The 24,841-nt window shown below is 64.7% G+C and carries 27 protein-coding genes; 16 read left to right on the forward strand and 11 right to left on the reverse strand.

What is annotated here, in order from left to right:
• The 6 genes from KBB36_RS16035 to argE all read left to right on the forward strand — a co-directional run.
• Window positions 1–730, forward strand: a 730-nt coding sequence (locus KBB36_RS16035) for an OmpA family protein (RefSeq protein WP_290983091.1), incomplete at its 5' end; no start/stop codon positions are given.
• 124 nt (window positions 731–854) lie between these two features.
• Window positions 855–1,247, forward strand: coding sequence for a Co2+/Mg2+ efflux protein ApaG (gene apaG, locus KBB36_RS16040; RefSeq protein WP_290983093.1), 393 nt, complete (start codon window positions 855–857; stop codon window positions 1,245–1,247).
• Between the two features lie 119 nt (window positions 1,248–1,366).
• Window positions 1,367–2,023, forward strand: a complete 657-nt coding sequence (folE, locus tag KBB36_RS16045) for a GTP cyclohydrolase I FolE (RefSeq protein ID WP_290983157.1) — start codon at window positions 1,367–1,369, stop codon at window positions 2,021–2,023.
• Window positions 2,023–2,316 (forward strand): SelT/SelW/SelH family protein, encoded by a 294-nt coding sequence (locus KBB36_RS16050; RefSeq protein WP_290983096.1) that lies wholly within the window; start codon window positions 2,023–2,025, stop codon window positions 2,314–2,316. Before folE ends, KBB36_RS16050 begins: the two co-directional genes overlap by 1 nt.
• Window positions 2,317–2,457: 141 nt before the next feature.
• Complete coding sequence (locus tag KBB36_RS16055; RefSeq protein WP_290983099.1) at window positions 2,458–2,814, forward strand: hypothetical protein; 357 nt, start codon at window positions 2,458–2,460, stop codon at window positions 2,812–2,814.
• Between the two features lie 43 nt (window positions 2,815–2,857).
• On the forward strand, window positions 2,858–4,045 hold the full coding sequence (gene argE / locus KBB36_RS16060; protein WP_290983102.1) for an acetylornithine deacetylase: 1,188 nt from the start codon (window positions 2,858–2,860) through the stop codon (window positions 4,043–4,045).
• Window positions 4,046–4,282: 237 nt separating this feature from the next.
• Here argE and KBB36_RS16065 read toward each other — a convergent pair whose 3' ends face one another.
• Window positions 4,283–5,656: a formimidoylglutamate deiminase gene (locus tag KBB36_RS16065; protein WP_290983105.1), complete on the reverse strand. Its 1,374-nt coding sequence runs from the start codon at window positions 5,654–5,656 to the stop codon at window positions 4,283–4,285.
• 63 nt (window positions 5,657–5,719) lie between these two features.
• Between KBB36_RS16065 and hutI the strand changes: the two genes are divergently transcribed.
• A complete protein-coding gene (hutI, locus tag KBB36_RS16070) occupies window positions 5,720–6,949 on the forward strand; it encodes an imidazolonepropionase (protein ID WP_290983108.1) in 1,230 nt (409 codons plus the stop codon).
• A 2-nt stretch (window positions 6,950–6,951) separates the two neighbouring features.
• Window positions 6,952–7,380 carry a hypothetical protein gene (locus KBB36_RS16075; RefSeq protein WP_290983111.1) on the forward strand — a complete coding sequence of 143 codons (429 nt, stop codon included), beginning with the start codon at window positions 6,952–6,954 and terminating at the stop codon, window positions 7,378–7,380.
• On the opposite strand, the gene KBB36_RS16080 is transcribed toward KBB36_RS16075, so the two are convergent.
• Window positions 7,371–7,910, reverse strand: coding sequence for a hypothetical protein (locus KBB36_RS16080; RefSeq protein WP_290983114.1), 540 nt, complete (start codon window positions 7,908–7,910; stop codon window positions 7,371–7,373). The genes KBB36_RS16075 and KBB36_RS16080 overlap by 10 nt on opposite strands.
• 267 nt (window positions 7,911–8,177) lie before the next feature.
• Here KBB36_RS16080 and KBB36_RS16085 point away from each other — a divergent pair, with 267 nt between their 5' ends.
• From KBB36_RS16085 to KBB36_RS21020, 4 genes are all read left to right on the forward strand, one after another.
• On the forward strand, window positions 8,178–8,423 hold the full coding sequence (locus KBB36_RS16085; RefSeq protein ID WP_290983117.1) for a hypothetical protein: 246 nt from the start codon (window positions 8,178–8,180) through the stop codon (window positions 8,421–8,423).
• 42 nt (window positions 8,424–8,465) lie between these two features.
• Window positions 8,466–9,389, forward strand: a complete 924-nt coding sequence (locus tag KBB36_RS16090; protein ID WP_290983120.1) for a DUF692 domain-containing protein — start codon at window positions 8,466–8,468, stop codon at window positions 9,387–9,389.
• Window positions 9,386–10,213: a DNA-binding domain-containing protein gene (locus tag KBB36_RS16095; protein ID WP_290983123.1), complete on the forward strand. Its 828-nt coding sequence runs from the start codon at window positions 9,386–9,388 to the stop codon at window positions 10,211–10,213. The genes KBB36_RS16090 and KBB36_RS16095 overlap by 4 nt, the downstream gene beginning before the upstream one ends.
• Window positions 10,214–10,299: 86 nt before the next feature.
• Window positions 10,300–12,522: a hypothetical protein gene (locus KBB36_RS21020; RefSeq protein ID WP_366933214.1), complete on the forward strand. Its 2,223-nt coding sequence runs from the start codon at window positions 10,300–10,302 to the stop codon at window positions 12,520–12,522.
• On the opposite strand, the gene KBB36_RS16105 is transcribed toward KBB36_RS21020, so the two are convergent.
• The 4 genes from KBB36_RS16105 to KBB36_RS16120 all read right to left on the reverse strand — a co-directional run bounded on the left by KBB36_RS16105 (window position 12,519) and on the right by KBB36_RS16120 (window position 15,718).
• The gene (locus tag KBB36_RS16105; protein WP_290983125.1) at window positions 12,519–13,262 is read right to left on the reverse strand and encodes a GMP synthase; all 744 of its coding nucleotides are present in this window, start codon (window positions 13,260–13,262) and stop codon (window positions 12,519–12,521) included. The two genes, KBB36_RS21020 and KBB36_RS16105, sit on opposite strands and share 4 nt — an antisense overlap.
• A gap of 115 nt (window positions 13,263–13,377) precedes the next feature.
• Entirely contained in the window at window positions 13,378–14,139 is a 762-nt protein-coding gene (locus KBB36_RS16110) for a glucose 1-dehydrogenase (RefSeq protein ID WP_290983127.1), read from the reverse strand.
• A 39-nt stretch (window positions 14,140–14,178) separates the two neighbouring features.
• On the reverse strand, window positions 14,179–15,393 hold the full coding sequence (locus tag KBB36_RS16115) for a threonine ammonia-lyase (protein ID WP_290983130.1): 1,215 nt from the start codon (window positions 15,391–15,393) through the stop codon (window positions 14,179–14,181).
• Between the two features lies 1 nt (window position 15,394).
• Window positions 15,395–15,718: a hypothetical protein gene (locus KBB36_RS16120; RefSeq protein WP_290983133.1), complete on the reverse strand. Its 324-nt coding sequence runs from the start codon at window positions 15,716–15,718 to the stop codon at window positions 15,395–15,397.
• A gap of 103 nt (window positions 15,719–15,821) precedes the next feature.
• Here KBB36_RS16120 and KBB36_RS16125 point away from each other — a divergent pair, with 103 nt between their 5' ends.
• A complete protein-coding gene (locus KBB36_RS16125) occupies window positions 15,822–16,319 on the forward strand; it encodes a DUF2244 domain-containing protein (RefSeq protein WP_290983136.1) in 498 nt (165 codons plus the stop codon).
• Here KBB36_RS16125 and ybaL read toward each other — a convergent pair.
• Window positions 16,316–18,043: a YbaL family putative K(+) efflux transporter gene (gene ybaL, locus KBB36_RS16130; RefSeq protein ID WP_290983139.1), complete on the reverse strand. Its 1,728-nt coding sequence runs from the start codon at window positions 18,041–18,043 to the stop codon at window positions 16,316–16,318. The two genes, KBB36_RS16125 and ybaL, sit on opposite strands and share 4 nt — an antisense overlap.
• 136 nt (window positions 18,044–18,179) lie before the next feature.
• Between ybaL and KBB36_RS16135 the strand changes: the two genes are divergently transcribed.
• Window positions 18,180–18,875: a helix-turn-helix transcriptional regulator gene (locus KBB36_RS16135; protein ID WP_290983142.1), complete on the forward strand. Its 696-nt coding sequence runs from the start codon at window positions 18,180–18,182 to the stop codon at window positions 18,873–18,875.
• On the opposite strand, the gene dapB is transcribed toward KBB36_RS16135, so the two are convergent.
• The 3 genes from dapB to dnaK form a co-directional block, all read right to left on the reverse strand.
• On the reverse strand, window positions 18,865–19,683 hold the full coding sequence (dapB, locus tag KBB36_RS16140) for a 4-hydroxy-tetrahydrodipicolinate reductase (protein ID WP_290983145.1): 819 nt from the start codon (window positions 19,681–19,683) through the stop codon (window positions 18,865–18,867). The genes KBB36_RS16135 and dapB overlap by 11 nt on opposite strands.
• A 64-nt stretch (window positions 19,684–19,747) precedes the next feature.
• The gene (dnaJ, locus tag KBB36_RS16145; RefSeq protein WP_290983147.1) at window positions 19,748–20,926 is read right to left on the reverse strand and encodes a molecular chaperone DnaJ; all 1,179 of its coding nucleotides are present in this window, start codon (window positions 20,924–20,926) and stop codon (window positions 19,748–19,750) included.
• 101 nt (window positions 20,927–21,027) lie between these two features.
• A complete protein-coding gene (gene dnaK, locus KBB36_RS16150; RefSeq protein ID WP_290983150.1) occupies window positions 21,028–22,947 on the reverse strand; it encodes a molecular chaperone DnaK in 1,920 nt (639 codons plus the stop codon).
• Between the two features lie 203 nt (window positions 22,948–23,150).
• On the opposite strand from dnaK, the gene rarD reads away from it, so the two are divergent.
• Both rarD and KBB36_RS16160 read left to right on the forward strand, forming a co-directional pair.
• The gene (rarD, locus tag KBB36_RS16155) at window positions 23,151–24,077 is read left to right on the forward strand and encodes an EamA family transporter RarD (RefSeq protein WP_290983153.1); all 927 of its coding nucleotides are present in this window, start codon (window positions 23,151–23,153) and stop codon (window positions 24,075–24,077) included.
• 10 nt (window positions 24,078–24,087) lie between these two features.
• Window positions 24,088–24,741 (forward strand): alpha-ketoglutarate-dependent dioxygenase AlkB, encoded by a 654-nt coding sequence (locus KBB36_RS16160; protein WP_290983156.1) that lies wholly within the window; start codon window positions 24,088–24,090, stop codon window positions 24,739–24,741.
• Here the strand turns inward: KBB36_RS16160 and KBB36_RS21025 are convergent.
• Window positions 24,671–24,826 (reverse strand): ATP-binding protein, encoded by a 156-nt coding sequence (locus KBB36_RS21025; RefSeq protein WP_366933215.1) that lies wholly within the window; start codon window positions 24,824–24,826, stop codon window positions 24,671–24,673. The genes KBB36_RS16160 and KBB36_RS21025 overlap by 71 nt on opposite strands.
• Between the last annotated feature and the right edge of the window lie 15 nt (window positions 24,827–24,841).

Below are 24,841 nucleotides of genomic sequence, written 5' to 3' on the forward strand. Positions count from 1 at the left end.
GGGCAACTTCGTGCCCTGTGTCGGCTTCGGCGTTGGTCTGACCAACATCTCCGGCGAAGGCCGAGTCGGCGCCGTGACGTTTGATGACAGCGCCTGGGCTCCGGCCGTGCAGGGCATTGTTGGTGCCAATTACGCGCTGAATGACAACTGGCTGGTGGGCGCCGATTACCGCTACCTGACCGGTGGCCGCGCCAAGTTTGACAGCAACACCGCGAATGTTGATGGCAAGGGCAGCAACCAGAACCACACCGTGATGGTTGGCTTCACCTACCGTTTCGGCGCCCCGGCGCCGGCGCCGAAGCCGCAGCCGGTTGTGGCCGCTCCGCCGCCGCCGCCGCCGCCGCCGCCGCCGGCTCCGGTTGTGCAGCCGCCGCCGCCGCCGCCGCCGGCCCGTCTGCCGGAAACCTATGTGGTGTTCTTCGCGTTCGACAAGTCGGATATCAGCCCGGTTGCGGCTCAGGTGCTTGACCGCGCCATCGCCGATTACCGCGCCACCGGCAGCACCCGGATCGTGATCGAAGGCCATACCGACCGTTCCGGTAAGGATGTCTACAATCAGAAGCTCTCTGAGCGTCGCGCCAAGTCGGTGGCGGATTACCTGACCGCCAAGGGCATTGGCGGCGCGGCGATCCAGACCGCTGCTTTCGGCGAAAGCCGTCCGCGCGTGCCGACCGCCGATGGTCAGCGCAACGACGAGAACCGCCGCGCCGAGATCTTCCTGCGCAAGTAAGCGTCTCGATCCAGGCTTAAACAGCGGCCGCTCCGGGCAACCGGGGCGGCCGTTGGCGTTTTGGGGCGCGACGTGGCCGTCTTGCAGGGTGGACAAACTGCCCGGTCGTTCTAAAATCCTCGCCATGTATCAGAAAACCACCCGTGGCATCGCCATCACCGTGCGGCCGACCTATCTCGACGAGCAATCTTCGCCGGACGAGAATTATTTTGTCTGGGCCTACAATATCCGCATCGAGAATCAGGGCGCCGAAACCGTGCAATTGCACAGCCGTTATTGGCGCATCACCGATGCACGCGGCCGGGTGCAGGAAGTGCGTGGCCCCGGCGTGGTGGGCGAACAGCCGGTTCTCGGCCCGGGCGAGAGTTTTGAATATACCAGCGGCACGCCGTTGCCGACGCCATCCGGCTTCATGGTCGGCACCTATCAGATGGTCAGCCATGGCGGCGACAGTTTTGACGTGGCGATTCCGGCCTTTTCGCTTGATAGCCCGCATGAAGCGCGCCGGATGAACTGATCCTGGCCACAGACTGGCCAATTTCGGCATTGCCTGGGCAGTGTTTCACCCTATCTGGAAGGAAGTGCCGGGCCATGGCGGGTCGGGCTTCCGGAACTGGAGAGTTTGTTATGAACCACATGGCGCAGGGCAAGGATGCCGAGATCAAGCGTTTCAGCAAGCCGGGCGATGTTGTGACGCCGGATCGGCCGAGCCGCGAGGAAGCTGAAGCGGCGGTGCGCACGCTGATCCGCTGGGCTGGCGACGATCCTACCCGCGAAGGCCTGGTCGGCACCCCGGATCGCGTGGCGCGGTCCTATGAGGAATTTTTCGCCGGCTATGACGAAGACCCGGTGGCCTTGCTGGAGCGCACCTTCGAGGAAACCGACGGCTACGACGAGATGGTGGTGCTGCGCGATATCCGCATGGAAAGCCATTGCGAGCATCACATGGTGCCGATCATCGGCAAGGCGCATGTCGCCTATCTGCCGGGCAAGCGCGTGGTGGGCATCTCCAAGCTGGCGCGAGTGCTGGAAGTTTATGCCAAGCGCCTGCAAATTCAGGAAAAGCTCACCGCCCAGGTGGCCAACACGATCCAGACCGTGCTGCAACCGCGTGGCGTGGCGGTGGTGATCGAGGCGGCGCATCAATGCATGACCACACGCGGCATCCATAAGCCGGGTGTCACCATGGTCACCAGCCGCATGCTGGGCGCCTTCCGGGAAGACCCGCGCACGCGGCAGGAATTCATGGCGATGATTGGCGGCGCTTCGCCGGCCCGCGCCGTCGAGGGCTGATGCAGGCCGCCGGGCCGGCGGCGCGGCCGCGCATCGTCATTGTCTACTGCACGCAATGCCAGTGGCTGCTGCGCGCCGCCTGGATGGCGCAGGAACTGCTCGCCACGTTCGGCGACGAACTCGCCGAGGTGGCGTTGCAGCCCAGCAGCGGCGGTGCCTTCCGTATTGAGTATGACGCCGCGCTGATCTGGGAACGCAAACGCGATGGCGGCTTCCCGGATGTGAAAACGCTGAAGCAGCTGGTGCGCGACCGGCTCGACCCGGCGCGTGACCTGGGCCATATCGACCGCTGACAACAGGCAGGCGGCAAATCCAGCCCGGCAGAATTTGCCGTTGGATAAGCCAGGCAATATCAAAAACTGCTGATTACCCTGATATTTCCAAGTGGCATGGGCGTTGCTCTGATCTCTGCAAGCAATTTGTGGAGACCTGTCATGTCACTTTTCGGCATTGGTTCACTCAGCACCGCCTTACCCGGCCTGATCCAGTCAGTCGGCAGCATCGCCCGCTCGCTTGGCAGCGAAAAATCATCGGCAGCCAATACCACCGCTGTGCCGGAAAACAGCAAGCAGGCGACCGAGAATGAATTTCTCGATTTCGCCAAGATGTCGGTTGGCGAGCGCATTCGCGCCCAGTATCTCAAGAGCAAGGGTATGGACGAGGATCAGCTCGGCTCACTCGACTCTGAAGCCCGGGCCAAGATCGAGGAAGAAATCCGCGAGCAGATCCGCAATGCCATCAAGCAGAATGGCGGCAAGGATGCCGGCTCGATTGCCAATATCGTGGTCTGACCTCGCGCTTCAACACAGCAACTGAAACGCCTATAGTCGGGGGATGAACAAACCCATCTCCCAGGAATGGATCGAAAAGCTGGTCGGGTTCGATACCACCAGCCGCGATTCAAATCTCGCCCTGATCGATTGCATCGCCGAGTATCTCGGCAGCCACGGTATCGTGGCCGAAAAAATCTACGATGCCAGCGGCGGCAAGGCCAATCTCTATGCCAGTATCGGGCCGCGGGAGCCGGGCGGCATCATCCTGTCCGGCCATACCGATGTGGTGCCGGTGGATGGCCAGGATTGGCATACCGATCCGTTCCGCCTTGCCGAGCATGATGGCCGGCTCTGGGGCCGCGGCACTTCGGATATGAAAAGTTTCATCGCCATCTGCCTGGCTCTGCTGCCCGAGATGCTGCGCCGGCCCCTGCGGGTGCCGCTGCATTTCGCCTTTTCCTATGATGAGGAAGTGGGCTGCCTGGGTGTGCATGGCATTGTCGATTTCATCCAACGCGGCGGGCCAAGGCCGGCCATGTGCATTGTCGGCGAGCCGACCGAGATGCAGGTGGTGAACGCGCATAAAAGCGTCTGCGCCTGCAATACCTCGGTCTATGGCCTGGAGGCACATTCCAGCGCCACGCATCAGGGCGTCAATGCCATCCAGTATGCCGCCGAGATGATTGCGGAACTGAACCGCCTGCAACGGGTCTACCAGCAGCCGGAGCATACCGAGCCGCGGTTTGAGCCGCCGCATACCACAATCACCGTGGGCCAGATCAGCGGCGGCACGGCGCGCAACATCCTGGCCAAGGAATGTCATTTCCAGTGGGATGTGCGTGCGGTGCGGCCTGAGCATGACCAGCAAGTGGTGGAGGCGTTCAATCGCTTTGTCGCCGAGCGTATCCTGCCCGACATGCAGCGCATCCATCCCGGCGCGGTGGTGGATACCCGGCTGGTGGCGCATGTGCCGCCCTTTCTGCCGCAGCCGGCCAGCAAGGCCGAGCGGCTGGCGTTGCGGCTGGCCGAGCAGAACAGCACCCAGGCGGTAGCCTATGGCACCGAAGCCGGCATCTTCGACCTGGCGCAGATTCCCACCGTGGTTTGCGGCCCGGGCAATATCCGCGAGGCGCATAAGCCGAACGAATTTATCGAGATAACCCAGGTGCGCGAGGGCGAAGCCTTCATGCGCCGGCTGATCGATTTCTGCGCCGGCGATGGCAGCCTGGATTTCCTGAGGACAGCGTAAAGCCAAAGATTATGGCCAAGTTATTCGCCCCCTAACGTAGCTCGTCATGGTCGGCGCAGGCCGACCATCCACGAGTGTTTTTCAGCCGGTAGAACAAAAGACGTGGATGGTACGCCTTCGCGTACCATGACGCGCTTTGTTATGGGGCGAGCGAACACCTGCTCGGGCGCCAATCCATTCTCGTCTCGTCATGCCCGCGAAAGCGGGCATGACGAATCAAGGAGGGGACCCCGAGCCTTATGCTGTCAGCCGGGTCAGGGCGGCGCGATAGGCGGCGGCGATTTCGTCGGCCTGAACATGGCGGCCCTCGGCCACCACCTGGCGGCCGCCGACATATACTGCGCGCACAGGATTGGGCTGGCCGCTGAAGATCAGCGCATCCAGCAGGCTTTCCGCGCCATGCCCGGCCAGCATCGGCGCCGTGCCATCCAGCAGCACTAGATCGGCGCGGCGGCCGATGGCGATGGCGCCCATCGGCTGGTTCAGTGCCTGGGCGCCACCGGCCATGGCAGCATCAAACAGGCGCTGCCCGGTGGAGCCGCCGGGGCCTAGCGCCAGCAGGTTGCGGCCACGCCGCGCCAGCCGCTGGCCATATTCCAGCAGGCGCAATTCCTCGCGCCAGTCGATGCTGATATGGCTGTCCGTACCGATGCCGAATTGCCCGCCCTGGGCCAGATAGTCGATCGCAGGGAACAGGCCGTCGCCGAGATTGGCCTCAGTCGTTGGGCAGAGCCCGGCCACTGCGCCGCTGCGCGCCAGCGCCGCAGTTTCAGCAGCATCCATATGCGTGGCATGCACCAGGCACCAATGCCGGTCCACCGGTGCATGGTCCAGCAGCCATTGCACCGGGCGCTGCCCGTAATGCGCCAGGCAGTCATCCACCTCGGCGGTCTGCTCGGCGATATGGATATGCACCGGCCAATCGGCCCCGGTCAGCGCCAGAGCCTCGGCCAGCAAAGGCCCGGAAACCGCCCGCAGCGAATGCGGCGCAATGCCGAGGCGGCGCAATGGCGAGCTGCCGGTGCGGAAAGCCGGGCGCAGTTTTTCCAGCAGCGCCGCATAGCCCTTGGCATCATGCAGGAAGCGGCGCTGGCGCTCGCCGGCCGGCTTGGGGCCGAAGCCGCCATGGGCATAAAGCACCGGCAGATGGGTCAGGCCGATGCCGGTAGCCTCGGCGGCGGCCAGCACGCGCCAGCTCAATTCCGCCGGGTCGTCATAGCGGCTGCCATCGGGCTGGTGGTGCACATAATGGAATTCCGCCACCGCCGTATAGCCCTGTTGCAGCATTTCGGCATAAAGCTGCGCGGCGATGGCCTGCACATCCTCGGGGCCAAGCCGCAGCGCAAAATGATACATGGTCTCGCGCCAGGTCCAGAAACTGTCGTCACCCGGGCCGGCGCGCTCGGCCAGCCCGGCCATGGCGCGCTGAAAGGCGTGGCTGTGCAGGTTCGGCATGCCAGGCAGCACCGGGCCATGCAATTGCACCGCATCGGCGGCCGGCCTGGCATTCGGCGTCAATTGCCGGATGATGCCGGCGGCATCCACCCGGATTTCCACCTGGTCTGCCCAGCCCTGCGGCAGACGGGCCTGGCTCAGCCAAAAGCGGCGCATGACGGTTTCTCCTCACTTGTATATATAAGCTGACAGAAACCGCCGTTTTGGGAAAGCCGCACCATGTTCTTCGATACGGTCTGGCGTAATGCCGATATTGCCACCATGGTTCCGGGCCGGCCCTTCGGGGCGATTGAGGCCGGCGCCATTGCCGTGCGTGATGGCCGGATCGCCTGGATCGGCCCGGCCGCCGCATTGCCGGCTGCGCAGATCGGCCCGCAAACCGTGCTGCATGATCTGGCGGGGGGCTGGATCACCCCGGGGCTGGTGGATTGCCACACCCATCTGGTTTTTGGCGGCAACCGCGCGCATGAATTTGAATTGCGCCTGAATGGCGCCAGTTATGAGGAAATCGCCCGGGCCGGCGGCGGCATCCGCTCCACCGTGGCCGCCACCCGCGCTGCCAGCGAAGACGATTTGCTGCACCAGAGCGCACCGCGCCTCAAGGCTTTGCTGGCCGAAGGCGTCACCACGCTGGAGATCAAATCCGGCTATGGCCTCAGCCTGGACGATGAACTGAAATGCCTGCGCGTGGCGCGCCGCCTGGGCCAGCTTTATCCGCTGCGTATCCGCACAACCTTGCTGGCGGCACATGCCCTGCCGCCGGAATATGCCGGCCGCGCCGATGCGTATATCGATCTGGTCTGCCGCCAGATCATCCCGGCCGCAGCAGAGCAGGGCCTGGCCGATGCGGTGGATGCCTTCTGCGAGGGCATTGCCTTTTCGGTGGCGCAGACACGGCGGGTATTCGAGACGGCACAGGCGCATGGCCTGCCGGTCAAGCTGCATGCCGAGCAACTCAGCAATCTCGGCGGCGCCCGGCTGGCGGCGGAATTCGGCGCGCTCTCGGCCGATCATCTGGAACATCTGGACGAAGCCGGGGTGGCGGCGATGGCGCGGGCCGGCAGTGTGGCGGTTTTGCTGCCAGGCGCCTTCTATGCCCTGCGCGAAACCCAGGCACCGCCGGTGGCGTTGTTCCGCCAGCATGGTGTGCCGATGGCGTTGTCCACCGACTGCAATCCCGGCACCTCGCCGGTCACATCTTTGCTGCTGATGCTCAACATGGGCTGCACGCTGTTTCGCCTCACCCCGGAAGAGGCGCTGGCCGGGGCCACCCGCGAGGCCGCCCGGGCGCTAGGTCTTGGCAGCGAGATCGGCACTTTGGAGCTGGGCAAGCAGGCGGATTTTGTGGTCTGGGATATCGACCGGCCGGCAGCGCTGGCCTATCGCATCGGCTTTAATCCACGCCGTCAGGTGGTTTTTGCCGGGCAGATATTACCCGCTGCTACTTAGCCGTGCTGGTTCTAAAGCAGGATTGCACGGCGCGGTTTCCGACCTATATCCTGTTCATCCGGGAACGTCACAAGCGAGGCGGCAGAATGGGCGATTGGGTCTATATCCTCGGCGGCGGCATTGTCCTGTTCTGGGGCGGCGCCTGGCTGCTGCTGCATCTGGGCAATTTTGAAATGCGCATCAGCCAGCTCCGCCAGGGGCTGGAAAACCGCATGGGCGTGATCGAGCGCCAGCATCAGGCCTATAACCGCTTTTTTGCCGATAACGAAAAGACCGCGCAGAATCTGTTTGGTCAACTCGCCGAGCTGAACAGCAATCTGGAAAAGACCCGTGAAGAACTCGACGCCATGAAGCGCGCGATCAACATGATGGAAATCTCGGTCAACGATATCAAGCTCAAGGTCAACCCGCGCAATATCCGCTACGGCTGATCCGCCAGCGCCAAGCGCAGCAGCTTGCCGGGCTGCGCCAGCCACAGCCATTGTTTCTGCGCCGAAAGTGCGACGAAGCCGCCCCGGCCGGGATCAAGCGCCGGCTTGTCGGCTTCACGCGGCAGGCCCTTATCCAGCCGCCACGGGCTTTGCCGGCTGGGCAATTCATTATCCCCGATGCGGATCGCCAAGAGCGGCGCGCCATCACGGCTCAGCAGCCATAGCCGGCCCTGGGTATCCATATTCAGCCGGCCGGCCGGGCTGGGCGGGTCCACCGCGATGGCTTCATGCACGCCACGGGCATAATCCAGCCGGAACAGCCGGCGGCCATCGTTATCCAGCCACCACACATCGCCGCTGCTTTCGGCAAATAGCGAGATCGCCTCGGCGCCCGGCGGCAGGGCAAATTCCTGAATGGCCCCGGTCTGCGGCACACGGCTGGCACAGCCGGCAAGCAGCAGCAGCGTAAACCAGAGGCTTGGCAATCGCCAGGGGCGGATAATCCGGGCGGCATGGCGGGCTGATATCATCGTGATGACCTTGTGGCTTTGCCTTGGTTGAGCGCACGATGCCGTGAGCATAGCCTGTCGGCGCAGATTTGTGCCAGCGCTGCTGCGGCCCTGATAGCGTCGCCTTAATGGCAGCCGGCAGAAATTCAGTGCGTGAAAACACCATATACGGCCTCACAGCGGCGTGTGCCCGGTCACAGAGCCGTGTGTAGGCATTTGTGGCTTGGCGCCCCTAGCATCCGCCGCGTTCGCCAGACCGGCGGATCAAACACCATCAGGGAGACTAACATGAATCGCACCGCCAGCATCGCCATCGCCGCCGCCGCATTCTTCTCGGCCGGCACCATCGCCCTTGCCACCGCGCCGGCCCATGCTGCCGACGTGAAGTGTGTCGGCGCCAATGCCTGCAAGGGCCAGAGTGCCTGCAAAACCTCCTCCAGCGCCTGCAAGGGCCATAATGCCTGCAAGGGTCAGGGTTTCACTACAATGTCGGATGCGGCAGCCTGCACCAAGGCTGGCGGCAAGGTCGGCTGATCGGATCATTCGCAGGCATGCAAGCTGGCAGGGGGCGATCCGTTGCGATTGCCGCCTGCCGGCTTTACGCTTGGCGCCATGATGAATATGCCGCATTCATCCCCGGCCGCGATCCGGCCTGATCTACCGCTGCTTGGCTTCGGCCTGGGGCTGCGGCCGGAATATTATGCCGATATTCTGGACGGCGAACCGCCGGTGGATTGGCCCGTGGATTGGTTCGAAGCAATCACCGAGAATTATCTGGTGCCGGGCGGCGCGCCATTGCGCCAGCTCGACCGCATCGCCGAGCGTTATCCGCTGGTGCTGCATGGTGTGTCGCTGTCGATTGGCGGCACCGATCCGCTCAATGTGCAGTATCTGGCACAGGTCAAGGCGCTGGCGCGCCGCGTCAAGCCGGCCTGGATTTCCGATCATCTCTGCTGGTCGAGCCATAACGGCATCTACCTGCATGATCTGCTGCCGCTGCCTTATAACGGCGAAAGCCTGCGCCATGTTGCGGCGCGGGTGCGCCAGGTGCAGGATTTTCTCGGTTGCCGCATTCTGCTGGAGAATGTGTCGGCCTATATCGACTGGCAGCGCTCGGATTTGCGCGAATGGGAATTCCTTTCGGCGCTCTGTGCTGAAGCGGATTGCCTGCTGCTGCTGGATATCAACAATGTCTATGTCAACAGCCGCAACCAGGGCTTTGACCCGCGCACATTCATTGATGCCTTGCCCAGGGAGCGCGTGGCGCAATTCCATCTTGCCGGCCATGATGATAGCGGCGCCTGCATTATTGATACCCATGATGCACCAGTGGCGGCGGCCGTGTTCGATCTCTATGGCCATGCCGTGCGGCGCTTTGGCGCTTTGCCGGCGATGATCGAACGCGACGACAATTTCCCGCCTTTTGCCGACCTGCTGGCTGAACTGGGCCAGCTACGCCGCGTTGCCGCCGGGGCGCTGCAAACCGAGCCGGCGGCATGACCGGCCTGACGCTGGACCGCCTGCAACGTGAGATGACGCGCTATATCCTGCGCGAAGCCGGCACCGATGCCCTGGCCGAGCAAATCCGCCAGCCGCCCCGGGATGATACGGGCGATACGGGCAGCAAGCTGGCGCGGCTGGAAATTTATCACAATGCCTATCTGGAACGGCTGCGCCAGGTTTTGCAGCGCGATTATCCGGTGCTGGAATTGCTGCTCGGCGCGCAGGATTTTGTTGCGCTGTCTTATGCCTATGCCTGCGCGCAGCCGTCGCATGATCCGAATATCCGCTGGTTTGGCCGCCATCTGGCCGAATTTCTGGTGGTGAATGGCGGCTGGGACGAGCATCCGGCCGTGGCCGATATGGCGCGGCTGGAATGGGCGTTGGGTCTGGCATTTGATGCCGCCGATGCGCCCTTGCTGCAAATCGACGATCTGGCGGCATTGCCGGCGGAAGCCTGGCCGGGCCTGCGTTTCAGCCTGCATCCCAGCCTGCATCTGCTGGCGCTGGCCTATAACGTGGCGGATTTCTGGCTTGCCGCGCGAGACCTGAAGCAGGATGCGCCGACCGCGCCACAGCCCGAGCCATTGCCAATGCGGGCGCGCAACTGGGCGGTCTGGCGCGGTGCCGGCCAGGTGCAGTTCCGCCAGTTGGCGCCGGATGAATCCGAGGCAATCTGGGCTTTGCGCGGCGGTGCTGATTTTGCCGCGCTCTGCGCCTTGCTGGCGCGCCATGGCGGCGAGGCAGAGGCGCCGTTGCGCGCCGCCGGCCTGTTGCGCAACTGGATCGAAGCCGGCTGGATTTCCGCCCTGCTGGCGGATTGAAGCCGCTGCTTATTGCCCTGCGGCATTGACCGGGGCCACGCCGGGGCCTATGACGGGGGCCAATCCCCCCATATTCAGAGTATGCCGTGACCAAGCCCCCCGCCAAACGTCCGCCCTCCAGCCGTGCATCCGCCGGCGCTGCCTCGTCCAGTCGCCCGCCCGGCAAACATTCTGCCGCTGGCCGTGGTGGTGCGGGCAAGCCCAAATCTGCCGCGGCAGGCAAACCTGCCGGCCAGGGTAAGCATGCCGGCCAGGGCAAGCATGCCGGCTCGGGTAAATATGCCGGTTCTGGCAAACCGGGTGGTAAGGCCAAGCCCTATGAGGGCAAGGCCGGCGCTGTGGTGAGAGAGGCCCCGCATCGGCCCGGCCAGCGCCATGAGCGCAGCGCCCGCACCATTGACCGCGCGCTCGAGCGCGTGGAACGGGTTGAACGCGCAGAGCGTGGCCAGGAAACCCGCCCGCCGCGCCGCGACCAGGATGCCCGCCCGCCACGCCGCGATCAGGATGCCCGCCCGCCGCGTCGCGACCAGGATACCCGCCCGCCGCGTCGCGATCAGGACACCCGCCCGCCGCGCCGCGATCAGGAAACCCGCCCGCCGCGCCGCGACCAGCATGCCCGTCCGCCGCGCCGCGACCAGGATAGCCGCCCGCCGCGTCGCGATCAGGATAGCCGCCCGCCGCGCCGCGACCAGGATACGCGCCCGCCGCGCCGGGATCAGGATGCCCGTCCGCCACGCCGCGACCAGGAAACCCGCCCGCCGCGTCGCGACCAGGAAAGCCGTCCGCCACGCCGTGACCAGGACACCCGTCCGCCGCGCCGCGACCAGGAAACCCGCCCGCCGCGCCGCGATCAGGATACGCGCCCGCCGCGCCGCGACCAGGACACCCGCCCGCCGCGCCGGGATCAGGATTCCCGCCCGCGTCCGGAGTATCAGGGCCAAGCCGAGCGGCCCGAACAGCCAACCCGGCGGCCGGGCAGCAGCCGGCTGGTGATAACCAGTGCGATCGAGTTGTTGCAGGTGATCGAGCAGAGCGGCGATCCGGCGGATCGGATGCTGCATGTCTGGATGAAGCGCAATCATCGCCGCTTCGATGCCAATGAACGCGCCGCCATCGTGCAGATTGCCGATGATGTGCAGCGCCAGCGCGGTCGGCTGGATTGGTGGCTGGTGCGCAGCAGCGGCGGCAAGATTGCGCCGGGCATGGATTTGCGCGTGGCGGCCTACCGCATCCTGTCCAATGGCGCAAAGCTGGCCGGTGTCCTGGCAGCGCTGAATTTGCAGCAGAGTGAGGTAGAGCCGATCACGGCTTTATTGCAGCCGCTGGAAGGCCACACGCTGGAACATCCGGATATGCCGGCCACCGCGCGCTACAGCCTGCCGGCCTGGATCGAGCCGCGCCTGCGTGCGCGGTTCGGCGCCGATTTTGATCTTGAAATGGCTGCCAGCCTGCGCCCGGCGCCGCTGGATTTGCGCGTCAATCAGCTCAAGACCACCCGTGATGCCGCGCTTGGCCTGCTGAATGCCAGCGGCCAGCGGGCGCAGCCCACGCCGCTCTCGCCGCATGGCCTGCGGCTTGGTGCCCAGGCTTATGTCAACAACACGCAACCCTATGCCGATGGCCTGATCGAGCCGCAGGATGAAGGGTCGCAACTGGCGGCTTTGCTGGTGGATGTGGCCGATGCCAAACTGGTGGTGGATTTCTGCGCCGGGGCCGGCGGCAAAACCCTGGCTATCGGTGCGGCAATGCGCAATGCCGGGCGGCTGATTGCCTGTGATGTCAGCGCCACGCGGCTGGAACGGGCCAAGCTGCGGCTGCGTCGCGCCGGGGTGCATAATGCCGAATGCCGTGGCCTGGAAGCCAAGTGGCTCAAGCGCCAGGCCGGCAAGGCGGATCGTGTGCTGGTGGATGCGCCATGCAGTGGCACCGGCACCTGGCGCCGCAAGCCGGATGCACGCTGGCGCCTGACCGAAGCCGATGTGCAGGAACTGACCGAGCGGCAGCAGGAGATTCTGAAGCGTGCCGCCCGCCTGGTGGCGCCTGGTGGCCGGCTGATCTATGTCACCTGCTCAGTATTGACTGAGGAGAATGAGGCCCAGATTGAGGCTTTCCTGGCGCGCCATGCCGATTTCAGCATCCTGCCGGTGGCGCCGATCTGGCAGCGCAATGTGGGTGGTCCCTGCCCGAGCAGCGAGGCTTTTCTGCGCCTCACGCCGGGGCGCCAGGGTACGGACGGGTTCTTTGTTGCCGTGCTGGAGCGCAGCGCAGAGGCAGCGGCAGGGCCAGCGGCTGAAGCGCAGGCGGATTAATCCGCCGCGTCGGCCAGCATTGTCTGCTGCGGCTGGCCGGCGCGCAGCCAGAGCGGCAGGAAGCCGCGCAGCCACTGCGCAATGCCCGGATCATGCCGGTCATGGCCCTGGAATTGCTGGCTGCGGCATTGTGCGCCGGGCAGGGTCAGGCGATGGCCTGCCATGGTGGCCCAGCGCCGCATGATGCTGCCGGTCACTTCCGGGTGAAATTGAATGCCATAGGCATTGGCGCCCAGCTGGTAGGCCTGGTTCGGAAACCACTGGGTTTGCGCCAGCCGCACGGCGCCGCGCGGCAGCTCCAGCCCTTCGCCATGCCATTGGTAGACATGCAGCTTGTCGGGGAACAGGCTGCGCCCGGCCTGGGTGGCGCGGATCGGGTAATAGCCGATTTCATGCCAGCCATCACGATGCGGCGCAACCCGGGCGCCGCTGGCCCGCGCCAGCAATTGCGCGCCCAGGCAGATGCCCAGATAAGGCTTGCCGCTGGCCACGGCATGCGGAATCCAGTTCAGTTCGCGGCGGATGAAGGGCAGGTGGTCGTCGTTGGCGCTCATCGGGCCGCCAAACACCACTACGCCGGCATGGCCGCTCAAATCCTGCGGCAAATCATGCCCCAGGCAGGGGCGGCGGATATCCAATTCGTGGCCCAGCGCGCGTAATTCGTCGCCCACCCGGCCTGGGTTGGAGGTTTCCTGATGCACCACGATCAATACGGGCAGCTTTGCGGCAGCGCTGTCCATCTGGCTTCCGTGTTCGGTTGCGGGCGGGGAGATGCCCGTTTCCGTTAAGATGCCCCGATTCGCTGCCGCAATCCAGCCCGTATTATGTCCGGCGTGTTACCGGTCACATTTGCCGTCACTGCGCCGTGATGCCGCCATCCAGCACAAATTCGGCGCCGGTGACAAATTTTGATTCGTCGGAGGCGAGATACAGGATGCAATAAGCCACGTCGTCGGGTTCGCCCAGGCGGCCCAGCGGCACCTGGCTTTCCAGCTTCTGCCGCACCTTGGCCGGATCGCCGCCGGCCACCAGCATGGATTGCACCATCGGCGTGTCGATGAAGGTGGGATGCACCGAGTTGCAGCGGATATTGTAGCCGCGCTTGGCGCAATGCAAAGCCGTGGTCTTGGCCAGCATGCGGGCCGCCGCCTTCGAGGTGTTGTAGGCGCTCATGTTATGCCCGGCGATGATGCCGGAAACCGACGAGATGATGATGATCGAACCCGGCGCATGCGGCTTCATGCGTGGGATGGCGTGTTTGTTGCCCAGAAACGGGCCATCGAGATTCACCGCATGGACGAAGTTCCATTCCTCCACGCTGATATCCTCGACGCTTTTCAGTACGCCCACGCCGGCCGAATGCACCAGCACGTTCAGCTTGCCAAACGCCGCCTCGGTGGCATCCAGCGCGGCGATCCATTGCTGCTCATTGGTGACATCCAGCGCCACGGCGATCGCGGCCGGGCCGATCTGGCGCGCCACGGCTTCGGCGCCTTCAACATTGCGGTCGGCAATCACCACCTTGGCGCCTTCGCGCGCCATCATTTCGGCGGTGGCCTTGCCCAGGCCGGATGCGCCGCCGGTGATGAAGGCGACCTTGTTGGCTACTCGTCCCATAGTTTCCTCCCGATAACGGATCAGGCGGCGAGCATAGCCCTATACGCCGATCTCCGCCAAGCGGGCGCGTAGGCCGGTCTGTTCCAGCGCTGCCACCAATTCGCCCAGATGCGTGCGGTCGCGCGCTTCCACCACAAACTCGATCTCGGTGGATTTGGCCGAAGCCAAGGTGAACAGGCGCTGATGCGCCACCTCGATGATATTCACCCCGGTGGCGCCGATGATGCCGGCGGCGCGGGCGAGGCGGCCCGGCGCGTCGTCGGTGGTGACAATCAGCCGCGCCAGCCGGCCATCGCGCACCAGGCCGCGCATCAGCACCGATGCCAGCAGGCGGGTGTCGATATTGCCGCCCGATAGCACCAGGCCAACCTTGCGGCCCTGGAAATGCTGCTTATGCGCCAGCAGGGCCGCCAGGCCGGCGGCGCCGGCGCCTTCGGTGACGGTCTTTTCAATCTCCACCAGCAGCACAATGGCGCGCTCGATATCGGCTTCGCGGGTGATCAGCACATCCTGCACCAATTGCCGCACCACCTGCATCGGGGCGCGGCCGATATCGCGCACGCTGATACCCTCGGCAATGCTGATGCCGCCCACATTCACCGGCTGGTCATGCATCTCCTGATACATCGCGGTGTAAAGTTCGCTCTCCACGCCGAACAGGCGCAGGCCGGGCCGCTTGGCATGGGCAGCAATCGCCATGCCGGCAATCAGCCCGCCGCCGCCCACCGGCACCACGAGGTCGTCCAGGTCTGGCGCCTGTTCCAGCATTTCCAGCGCCACTGTGCCCTGGCCGGCCATGATCGCCAGGTCGTCATAGGGATGCACAAATACCAGCCCCTCGGCCTCGGCGATGCTGCGCGCGCGGGCGGCGGCTTCGGCCAGGGTTTCGCCTTCCAGCACCACGCGGGCGCCATGGTTGCGCACGTGGCGCACCTTCACATAGGGCGTGAAGCCAGGCATCACGATGGTGGCCGGAATGCCCAGCCGCCCGGCATGATAGGCCACGCCCTGGGCATGATTGCCGGCCGACATGGCAATCACGCCGCGCTTGCGTTCATCGTCGCTCAGTTGCAGCAGCTTGTTCAGCGCGCCGCGCTCCTTGAAGCTGGCAGTGAATTGCAGATTCTCGAACTTCAGCCACACCTCGGCGCCGGCCAGATTGGACAGCGTGCGCGAATGCAGGCAGGGCGTGCGGGTCAGCACACCGCCGATGCGCCCGGCGGCGGCCTCGATATCAGCCAGGGTGAGCAGCATCTCAATGATCCGCGTGGTGCAGGATGGTGTTGCGCAACCCGGTTTCATAGGCCAGGCCGGCCGGCGTGATGGTCATGCCGGCCTGCACCAGGCCCTTGCGGCCCAGCGCCACCCATACCGCCTCGTTATGCAGGCCGGTGGCATCGGCGCCGGAAACCACGGCGGCGCCGATATGGAAATGATTGCCATGCGCCGGCGGCAATTGATGCAGCCGCAAACTGCCATCGGGCAGCGGCTCGCCGGCCACTTCGGCAATCGCCTGCAAGAGCGTCAGGGTCTTGAGTTGCAGCGGGTTCAATTTCAGCGGGTTCTGTTTCGGCGCCATGGCTCTCATCCAGAGAAATGCGAGCCACAGGGTTAAGGCTTGCACCGTTCGGCGTCAATCATGTGGCTTGCCTGGCCGGCAGGACGGATTAATCTGATGCGGCATGACCAGCCAGCCTGTCTTTGCCGCTGAACTGAAGCCGCACCGTTCGCTCGGTCGGCGCGGCTTTGTGATCCTGATCGCTTTTGTGGCGCTGGTGAATTTTGCCGCTGGCATGGCGTTTTTCCTGGCCGGGGCCTGGCCTGTGCTGGGCTTTTGCGGCCTGGAAGTGCTGCTGCTGTGGCTCGCCTTCCGTTTCAGCTATGCCCAGGCGCGGGCCAGGGAATATGTGCTGCTGGATGGCAGCAGCCTGACCATCCGCCGGGTCAGCGCCACCGGGCAGCAGCAGCAATGGCAATTGCAGCCCTATTGGGTGCGGGTGGAATGCGACGATCAACCCGATAGCCATGCCCTGACGCTGTGGAGCCACGGCCGCGGCGTCAGCCTCGGCCGCTTCCTCAGCCCGCCCGAGCGGCTGGAACTGGCCGAGGCCCTGCGTGAGGCATTATGGCGCTGGCGCCAGCCGAAAGGCGCCGGCCTGCGCCCGCTCGATCTGGCTTAAGCTGCCGCTGGCCCAGGCTCTGCCGGTTCAGGGTTGCTGCCCGGCATCGGAAAGGCACGTTCCATCATGCCGCGGGCAATCTCGCGCTCGCCCATCACGATCAGATCGGCGCCCAGCTGGCTCAGATGCTCCACCTCGCCATCGGCATGGGCGCGGGCGATGATTTTCAGCGCCGGATTGGCCTTGCGCGCCTGCTGCACAATCTGGCCGGCCTCGAAGGCATTCGGGATCGCCACAAACAGCCAGCGCGCGCCAACGATATTGCTGGCCAGGATCATCTCGGCCGAAGCCGCGTTGCCCAGCATAGTTTCATAACCGGCGGCGCGGGCCTGCTCGGCCAGTTTCTGGCGTTCCTCGATCACCAGCAGCGGCCGGCCCTCGCGGCGCAGCGCCTCGGCCACCAGGCTGCCGACGCGGCCGAAGCCGATCAGCACGGCATGCTGCTGCAAGGCGGTTGGCAATAATTCCTCTTCCGCCACTTTGGCCCTGTCTTCGGCCAGGCTGTCCTGGCCCTCGCGCTTTTCCAGCCAGTCCTTGAGGCGATCCAGCAAGGCGAAGAACAGCGGATTGGCCAGGATCGAGAGGATCGCGCCGGTCACGATCAGGTCGCGCCCCTGGGCCGGCAACAAGCCCAGATCAACGCCGAGTGCCGCCAGGATGAAGGAGAATTCGCCGATCTGCGCCAGGCTGGCGGCAATGGTTAGCGCGGTGGAAAGTTTATGCCGGAAGGCCAGCACCAGGGCCAGGGCCGCCACCGATTTGCCCACCACGATGATCAGGAAAGTGGCCAGCACCGGCAACGGATCACGCAGCAGGATGCCGGGATCAAACAGCATGCCGACCGAGACAAAGAACAGCACCGCAAAAGCATCGCGCAAAGGCAGTGATTCCTCGGCGGCGCGGTGGCTCAATTCACTTTCGGCCAGGATCATGCCAGCGAAGAAGGCGCCAAGCGCAAAGGACACGCCGAACAGCATGGCGGCGCCATAGGCCACGCCCAGCGCGATAGCCAGCACGGCAAGGCGGAACAATTCGCGTGAGCCGGTATGGGCGATGTAATGCAGAAGCCAGGGGATGACGCGGCGGCCGACGATCAGCATCAGCGCCACAAAGGCCGCCACCTTGGCCAGGGTGATCAGCAGCACCATGGCCAGGTCGCTTGAGCCCAGCCCGCCGCCGCCGGTTTCGGCGCCGTCCTTCATCAGCGTGGCGAGCGGCGGCAGCAGCACCAAGGCCAGCACCATGGCCAGGTCTTCCACGATCAGCCAGCCCACCGCGATGCGGCCGCGCTCGGATTCGATCATGTGGCGCTCTTGCAGCGCACGCAGCAGCACCACGGTGGAAGCCACCGAAAGCGCCAGGCCAAACACAAAGCCGGCGCCCAGGCCCCAGCCCATCGCCAATGCCAGGCCGATGCCGAGCAGGGTGGCCACGCCGATCTGGGCAATGGCGCCGGGGATGGCGATGGTTTTCACGCTGAGCAGGTCTTTCAGCGAAAAATGCATGCCAACGCCAAACATCAGCAGGATCACGCCCAGTTCGGCCAGTTCCGGCGCCAAAGCCTGGTCGGCGACAAAGCCCGGTGTGAACGGCCCCACCACCACGCCGGCCATCAGATAACCCACCAGGGGCGAAATGCGCAGGCGGTTGGCGATGGCCCCAAGAATAAAGGCCAGCACCAAACCGCCGACAACAGTTGCAATAAGGGGCGTGTGATGCGGCATGGCTTTGCTCCTGCGGATCAAATATGTCGGGGGAGGCAGCCGAAGCGTACCAAAATCAGATATAAAAACTGCATATCAAAAGTCAACCTTTTCCGCCAATATTGTCTGGCGGGCATATTTCGTTTATGATCGAAGTATGTCGGATCATCATGATGCGCCCAGCCTGTCGGAAATTGCCGCCCTGATCGGCGATCCGGCGCGCGCCAACATGCTGGCGGCGCTGATGGGTGGCCAGGCGCTGACCGCCAGTGAATTGGCGCTGATTGCCGGCGTGGCGGCTTCCACCGCCAGCAGCCATCTTGGCAAGTTGCTGGCTGGCGGCCTGCTGGCGCAGGAAGCCCAGGGCCGGCATCGTTATTTCCGCCTGAAAAGCCCGGCAGTGGCGCAGGCGCTGGAAGCCATCATGGCTCTGGCCGGCGAGGCGCCAAAGCCGAAGCGGTTGCCCGGGCCACGTGATGCCGATATGCGCCGGGCGCGCACCTGCTACGATCACATTGCCGGCGAACTGGGTGTGAAGCTCACCGATGCCTTGCTGGCGCAGGGCCATATGGCGCGCGCCGACAAGGATTTTATCGTCACGCCGCAGGGCGAGGCGTTTTTTGGCTCACTCGGCCTCGATCTGGCGCCGCTCAAGAGTGAACGGCGCGGCCTGGCGCGGGTTTGCCTGGATTGGAGCGAACGCCGGCCACATCTGGCCGGCGCGCTGGGCGCCGCCCTGGCGCGGCATTGCCTGGATGCCGGCTGGCTGGCGCAGGATCGCAAGGGCCGCAGCCTCAGCGTCACCCGCTCAGGCCGCGCGGCGTTTGAGAAGTATTTCGCGTTTACCCCTTGAGCCCCAGCACATCAGGCATGTGGTAAAGCCCCGGCGCCTTGCCGCGTGACCACAGCGCGCAGCGCACCGCGCCACGGGCGAAGATGCTGCGGTCGGTGGCTTTGTGGCTCAACTCCAGCCGCTCATTTTCGGCGGCGAAGATCACGGTATGCTCGCCGGCCACATTGCCGCCGCGCAAGGCCGCAAAGCCGATATGGCCGGCTTGCCGCGCGCCGGTGATGCCGTCGCGGCCGGATTGCTTCATCTCGGCCAGGGCCACGCCGCGCCCCTCAGCGGCGGCCTCGCCAAACATGATCGCGGTGCCGGATGGCGCATCCACCTTCATGCGGTGGTGCATCTCCACGATTTCAATATCCCAGTCATTGCCCAAGGTGGCGGCAACCTGGCGCACCAGGCCGGCCAGCAGGTTCACACCCAGGCTCATATTGAAGCTCTGCACCACGCAGCAATGTCGCGCCGCCTTGCGCAGCGTATCGAAATGGCTTTCTTCCAGCCCGGTGATGCCGACGATATAGGCGGTCTTGGCCTGGGCGGCGAGGGCGGCATGGCCGGCAATGGCGGCGGGTGCGCTGAAATCAATCACCGCATCGGCGGTGGCAAACAAAGCCGCCGGGTCTTCCAGCACGCTTTGGCCGCTCGCCGGCAGGCCGGCGGCCAAGGCCGGGTCCTGGCCCAATAGGGGTGAGCCGGCGCGTTCGGTGCCGCCAGCCAGGGCGGCGCCCGGCGTGGCATGTATTTCGCGCAGGATGGCCTGGCCCATACGGCCACCAATGCCGATAATGCCGATGCGCGTATTGTCGGAACTCATGCGGGCCTCCCGGATGCTGCCGTCCCGGTTTCGCAGACCGGGAGGGTGGCGTCAACCGGCAGTCTCAATCGCCCTTGCCGCCGAGCATTTCCTTGACGCGGGCGAAGAAGCCGGCACTTTCCGGGCTGGTATTGTCGGCATCGATTTCGGCGAATTCTTCCAAAAGCTCGCGCTGGCGTTTGGAGAGTTTCACCGGGGTTTCGACATTGACCTGGATATAGAGGTCGCCGAAGCCGCTGCCACGGCCCTGCTGGGCCAGGCTGGGCATGCCCTTGCCACGCAGGCGGAATTGTTTGCCGCTCTGCGTGCCTTCGGGGATCGTGATGCGCGCCTTGCCGCCATCCAGCGTCGGCACTTCAACTATGCCGCCCAAAGCCGCTGTGGTCATCGAGATCGGCACCTTGCATTGCAGATGCTGGCCTTCGCGGCGGAAAATGCGATGCGCCGCCACCGAGAGGAAAACATAGAGATCGCCCGGCGGGCCGCCGCGCAGGCCGGCCTCGCCTTCGCCGGAGAGGCGGATGCGGTTGCCTTCATCCACGCCCGGCGGGATATCCACGCTGAGGGTCTTTTCCTTGTGCACGCGGCCGGCGCCGCCGCAGATCTTGCAGGGATGTTCGATCACCTTGCCGGCGCCGCCGCAGCTTGGGCAGGTCCGTTCGATGGTGAAAAAGCCCTGGGCCGAGCGCACCTTGCCAAAGCCTTTGCAGGTCGGGCAGGCAATTGGCTGGGCGCCGGCTTCGGCACCGGAGCCATCGCAGGCTTCGCAGGCCGCCGAGGTCGGCACACGAACCTGCACGGTTTTGCCGCGGAAGGCATCTTCCAGGCTGATTTCGAGATTGTAGCGCAGATCAGAGCCGCGATTGGCATTGTTGCCGCCAGCGCCAGCGCGCCGGCCGCCACCGCCCATGATGTCGCCGAACAGATCGTCGAATATGTCGGAGAAGGAGCCGAAATCGAAGCCGGCGCCGCCCTGGCCGCCGCCCGGACCGCGTGGCCCGCCCATGCCGCCTTCAAAAGCCGCATGGCCATACTGATCGTAAGCCGCGCGCTTCTGATCGTCCTTCAGCACGTCGTAGGCTTCGTTCAGTTCCTTGAAATTCTGCTCAGCCGTCGGATCGCCGGGATTACGATCCGGATGGTATTTCATGGCGAGCTTGCGGAACGCCTTTTTCAGCTCGTCCGCATCGGCAGTACCGCGCGGCACACCCAGCACTTCATAATAGTCGCGTTTGGTCGCCATTCTGCACCCCACCCGAAGCTCTTGCAGGCCGAAGCCCATGCTGCCGAACCGAAACCGGGCGCCTTGTTCAAGGGCGCCCGATCCGTCGGCTGTCTCCGAGCTTATTTCTTCTTCTTGTCGTCCTTCACTTCCTCGAATTCGGCGTCCACAACGCCGTCATCGGGCTTTTTGGCTTCCGGCTCAGGCGCGGCTTCCGGGCCGGCCGCACCGGCGCCCTGTTCCTTGTACAGCGCCTCGCCCAGTTTCATGGCGATCTGGCTCAGCTTCTGGGTCTTGGCCTTGATCGCCTCGGCGTCATTGGCCTCGATCGACTGCTTCAGATCGGCAATCGCCGCCTCAACCTCGGCCTTGTCACCAGCCGGGGCCTTGTCGCCCAGATCAACCAGGGTCTTCTCGGTCGCATGGATCAGCGACTCGGCCTGGTTCTTGGCTTCGGCAGCATCGCGGCGCTTCTTGTCCTCGGCGGCATGCTCCTCGGCATCCCGCACCATCTTCTTGATGTCGTCTTCCGACAGACCACCCGAAGCCTGGATGCGGATCTGCTGCTCCTTGCCGGTGCCCTTGTCCTTGGCCGAGACATGCACGATGCCGTTGGCGTCGATATCGAAGGTCACTTCGATCTGCGGCACGCCGCGCGGTGCCGGCGGAATGCCCATCAGGTCAAACTGGCCCAGCGCCTTGTTGTCGGCCGCCATCTCGCGCTCGCCCTGGAACACCCGGATCGTCACGGCGTTCTGGTTGTCCTCGGCGGTGGAGAAAACCTGGCTCTTCTTGGTCGGGATCGTGGTGTTGCGCTCGATCAGCTTGGTGAACACGCCGCCCAGGGTTTCGATACCCAAGGAAAGCGGGGTCACGTCCAGCAGCAGCACGTCCTTCACGTCGCCTTGCAGCACGCCGGCCTGGATCGCGGCGCCGATGGCCACCACTTCATCCGGGTTGACGCCCTTATGCGGCTCGCGGCCGAAGAGCTGCTTCACCACCTCGATCACCTTGGGCATGCGGGTCATGCCGCCCACCAGCACCACTTCGTCGATATCACCGGCCGACAGGCTGGCATCCTTCAATGCCTTTTTGCACGGCTCGATGCTGCGCTGGATCAGGTCGTCGACCAGGGCTTCCAGCTTGGCGCGGGTCAGCTTCATCACCAGATGCTTCGGACCCGACTGGTCGGCGGTGATGAAGGGCAGGTTGATCTCGGTCTGCTGCGACGACGACAATTCGATCTTCGCCTTTTCGGCCGCTTCCTTCAGGCGTTGCAGCGCCAGGCGGTCGTTGCGCAGATCGATGCCGTTTTCCTTCTTGAACTCGTCGGCCAGATATTCAACCACGCGCTGGTCAAAATCCTCGCCGCCGAGGAAGGTGTCGCCGTTGGTGGAGCGCACTTCAAACACGCCGTCGCCGATCTCCAGGATCGAAACGTCGAAAGTGCCGCCGCCCAAGTCATAGACCGCGATCTTCTTGCCATCGCCCTGCTTGTCGAGGCCATAGGCCAAAGCCGCCGCAGTCGGCTCGTTGATGATGCGCAGCACTTCCAGGCCGGCGATGCGGCCGGCGTCTTTGGTGGCCTGGCGCTGGGCGTCGTTGAAATAGGCCGGCACGGTGATGACCGCCTGGGTGACCTTTTCACCCAGGAAGGTTTCCGCCGTTTCCTTCATCTTTTGCAGCACAAAGGCCGAAGCCTGGCTCGGGCTGTATTTCTTGCCATCGGCTTCCACCCAGGCATCGCCGTTATCACCGGCCACCACCTTGTAGGGCACCATCTTGGTGAAGCGCTGCGAGGCTTCGTCGCGGATGCTGCGGCCGATCAGGCGCTTCACCGCGAACAGGGTGTTTTCCGGGTTGGTGACGGCCTGGCGCTTGGCCGGCTGGCCGATCAGACGTTCGCCATCCTTGGTGAAGGCGACCATCGACGGCGTGGTGCGCGCGCCTTCGGCGTTTTCAACCACTTTAGGGGTCTTGCCATCCATGATGGCAATGCAGGAATTGGTCGTCCCCAAGTCGATACCAATGACTTTCGCCATAACTACTCTCTCCTCGATTCTGGCAGTCCGGAGCGGCCTTCTGGTGTTTAAGCGCCGGGCCGGACCCCTTGTCTGGTTCTACATGTGACGGGTATGTAAGTGGGGGGCGGGGGTCTCGCAACCGCCCCGATCAAAAAAACTTGAAAGCCGCGCCGTATCAGGCCGTTTTGGCCGTCCAGAGCGGGTCAGCCGAAGGAATAGCCGTGCCTCAGCCTGCCGCCACGCCGTTTCTCAAGTCGCCGGTGTTTACGGGAATTTTATTTGGCGTTGCGGCCTACACCTGCTGGGGCCTGTCGCCGCTGTATTTCCGTGCCGCCAGCATGATGACACCGCTGGAGCTGAATGCCCAGCGGGTGCTGTGGGCCTTCCTGCTCTGCCTTGGCCTGGTGGCCGCCACCGGCAAGCTGGCGCTATTCGGCCGCGTGTTGCGCGACCGTCGGCTGCTGGCGGTGCTGTGCCTCACTGCCGGGCTGATGCTGACCAACTGGCTGATCTTTGTGTATGCCATCGACCGGCAGCAGGTGATGGCGGTGTCGCTGGGTTATTATATCAACCCGCTTGTGGCGGTGTTGCTCGGGCGCATCGTGCTGAAGGAGCGGGTTTCGCCGCTGCAATGGGGCCTGCTCGGGCTGGTGGCGGCTGGCGTGCTGGTGCTGGTGGCGGCGGCCGAAAGCAGTGTCTGGCTGTCGCTGCTGATCGCGTTTTCCTGGGGCTTCTATGCGTTGCAGCGCAAGCGCTTTCCGGTGGACAGCCTGGTGGGTTTCACCATCGAGGTGATGCTGCTGCTGCCGCTGGCGCTGGGTTATCTGGCCTGGCATGGCGGCGGCGCCCTGGCGCAGATCGCGCAGGCAGCAGGGGAAGCGCGGCCCTGGCTCGGCCTGCTCGGCCTGATCCTGCTCTCCGGTCTGGTCACCACGGTGCCGCTGGTGGCCTTCGGCGCCGGCCAGCGCCGGCTCACCCTGGCTTCGATGGGGCTGCTGCAATACATCTCGCCCAGCCTGCAATTCCTGCTCGCCGTGCTGTTATGGGGCGAAAGCTTCAGGCTGCACCATGCCATTGCCTTCGGCTGCATCTGGATCGCGGTGATCTTCTACAGCCTGGAGAATTGGCGCCGGCTGCGGGCGCGCTAGCTCAGCCAGTATGGACGGTTTCCGCCTCTTGCCCGGTTATCTGGATGCCGCCGCCCAGGCGGAATTGCTGGTGGCTGTGCGCGATGTGCTGGCCGAGGCGCCGCCCTACCAGCCGGAAATGCCGCGTTCCGGGCAGAAGATGCGGGTGCGCATGAGCAATGCCGGCCCGCTTGGCTGGTATACCGACCGGGCTGGCGGTTATCGTTATATCGCGCAGCATCCGCTGACCGGCCGGCCCTGGCCGGCAATCCCGGCGCCCTTGCTGGCGCTGTGGCAGGCGCTGACCGGCTATGCCGCCGCGCCGGAATGCTGCCTGATCAACCTGTATGATGCCGAGGCGCGCATGGGGCTGCATCAGGATCGCGACGAGCAGGCGTTTGACGCACCGGTGCTGTCAGTCTCGCTCGGCGCCACGGCGATATTTCGCCTCGGCGGCACCAGCCGCACCGCGCCGACACGCTCATTCCGGCTGGCTTCCGGCGATGTGATGCTGCTGGGCGGCCCGGCCCGGCTGGCCTTTCATGGCATCGACCGCATCCAGCCCGGCAGCAGTCGGCTGGTGCCGGATGCGCTGATCCCGGGCGGCGGCCGGATCAATCTGACGCTGCGTCGGGTGACGCCGTTTGCGATTGCGCATCCGGCGGCGGCGGCAGTTCCAGCGTAACGCAGGTGCCCTGGCCCAGGGTGCTGCGCAGATCAAAATTGCCGCGATGCAGGTCAACCAGCGCCTTTACCAGCGGCAGGCCCAGGCCGGTGCCTTCATA

This window comes from Ferrovibrio sp., assembly GCF_017994015.1.
In the GTDB taxonomy this organism is placed as follows: Bacteria; Pseudomonadota; Alphaproteobacteria; order Ferrovibrionales; family Ferrovibrionaceae; genus Ferrovibrio.

Coding starts and splice junctions, on each gene's coding strand:
- apaG (WP_290983093.1), top strand. CDS start 855: ATGTATCAGAAAACCACCCGTGGCATCGCCATCACCGTGCGGCCGACC.
- folE (WP_290983157.1), top strand. CDS start 1,367: ATGGCGCAGGGCAAGGATGCCGAGATCAAGCGTTTCAGCAAGCCGGGC.
- KBB36_RS16050 (WP_290983096.1), top strand. CDS start 2,023: ATGCAGGCCGCCGGGCCGGCGGCGCGGCCGCGCATCGTCATTGTCTAC.
- KBB36_RS16055 (WP_290983099.1), top strand. CDS start 2,458: ATGTCACTTTTCGGCATTGGTTCACTCAGCACCGCCTTACCCGGCCTG.
- argE (WP_290983102.1), top strand. CDS start 2,858: ATGAACAAACCCATCTCCCAGGAATGGATCGAAAAGCTGGTCGGGTTC.
- KBB36_RS16065 (WP_290983105.1), bottom strand. CDS start 5,656: ATGCGCCGCTTTTGGCTGAGCCAGGCCCGTCTGCCGCAGGGCTGGGCA.
- hutI (WP_290983108.1), top strand. CDS start 5,720: ATGTTCTTCGATACGGTCTGGCGTAATGCCGATATTGCCACCATGGTT.
- KBB36_RS16080 (WP_290983114.1), bottom strand. CDS start 7,910: ATGATATCAGCCCGCCATGCCGCCCGGATTATCCGCCCCTGGCGATTG.
- KBB36_RS16085 (WP_290983117.1), top strand. CDS start 8,178: ATGAATCGCACCGCCAGCATCGCCATCGCCGCCGCCGCATTCTTCTCG.
- KBB36_RS16095 (WP_290983123.1), top strand. CDS start 9,386: ATGACCGGCCTGACGCTGGACCGCCTGCAACGTGAGATGACGCGCTAT.
- KBB36_RS16105 (WP_290983125.1), bottom strand. CDS start 13,262: ATGGACAGCGCTGCCGCAAAGCTGCCCGTATTGATCGTGGTGCATCAG.
- KBB36_RS16110 (WP_290983127.1), bottom strand. CDS start 14,139: ATGGGACGAGTAGCCAACAAGGTCGCCTTCATCACCGGCGGCGCATCC.
- KBB36_RS16115 (WP_290983130.1), bottom strand. CDS start 15,393: ATGCTGCTCACCCTGGCTGATATCGAGGCCGCCGCCGGGCGCATCGGC.
- KBB36_RS16120 (WP_290983133.1), bottom strand. CDS start 15,718: ATGGCGCCGAAACAGAACCCGCTGAAATTGAACCCGCTGCAACTCAAG.
- KBB36_RS16125 (WP_290983136.1), top strand. CDS start 15,822: ATGACCAGCCAGCCTGTCTTTGCCGCTGAACTGAAGCCGCACCGTTCG.
- ybaL (WP_290983139.1), bottom strand. CDS start 18,043: ATGCCGCATCACACGCCCCTTATTGCAACTGTTGTCGGCGGTTTGGTG.
- KBB36_RS16135 (WP_290983142.1), top strand. CDS start 18,180: ATGTCGGATCATCATGATGCGCCCAGCCTGTCGGAAATTGCCGCCCTG.
- dapB (WP_290983145.1), bottom strand. CDS start 19,683: ATGAGTTCCGACAATACGCGCATCGGCATTATCGGCATTGGTGGCCGT.
- dnaJ (WP_290983147.1), bottom strand. CDS start 20,926: ATGGCGACCAAACGCGACTATTATGAAGTGCTGGGTGTGCCGCGCGGT.
- dnaK (WP_290983150.1), bottom strand. CDS start 22,947: ATGGCGAAAGTCATTGGTATCGACTTGGGGACGACCAATTCCTGCATT.
- KBB36_RS16160 (WP_290983156.1), top strand. CDS start 24,088: ATGGACGGTTTCCGCCTCTTGCCCGGTTATCTGGATGCCGCCGCCCAG.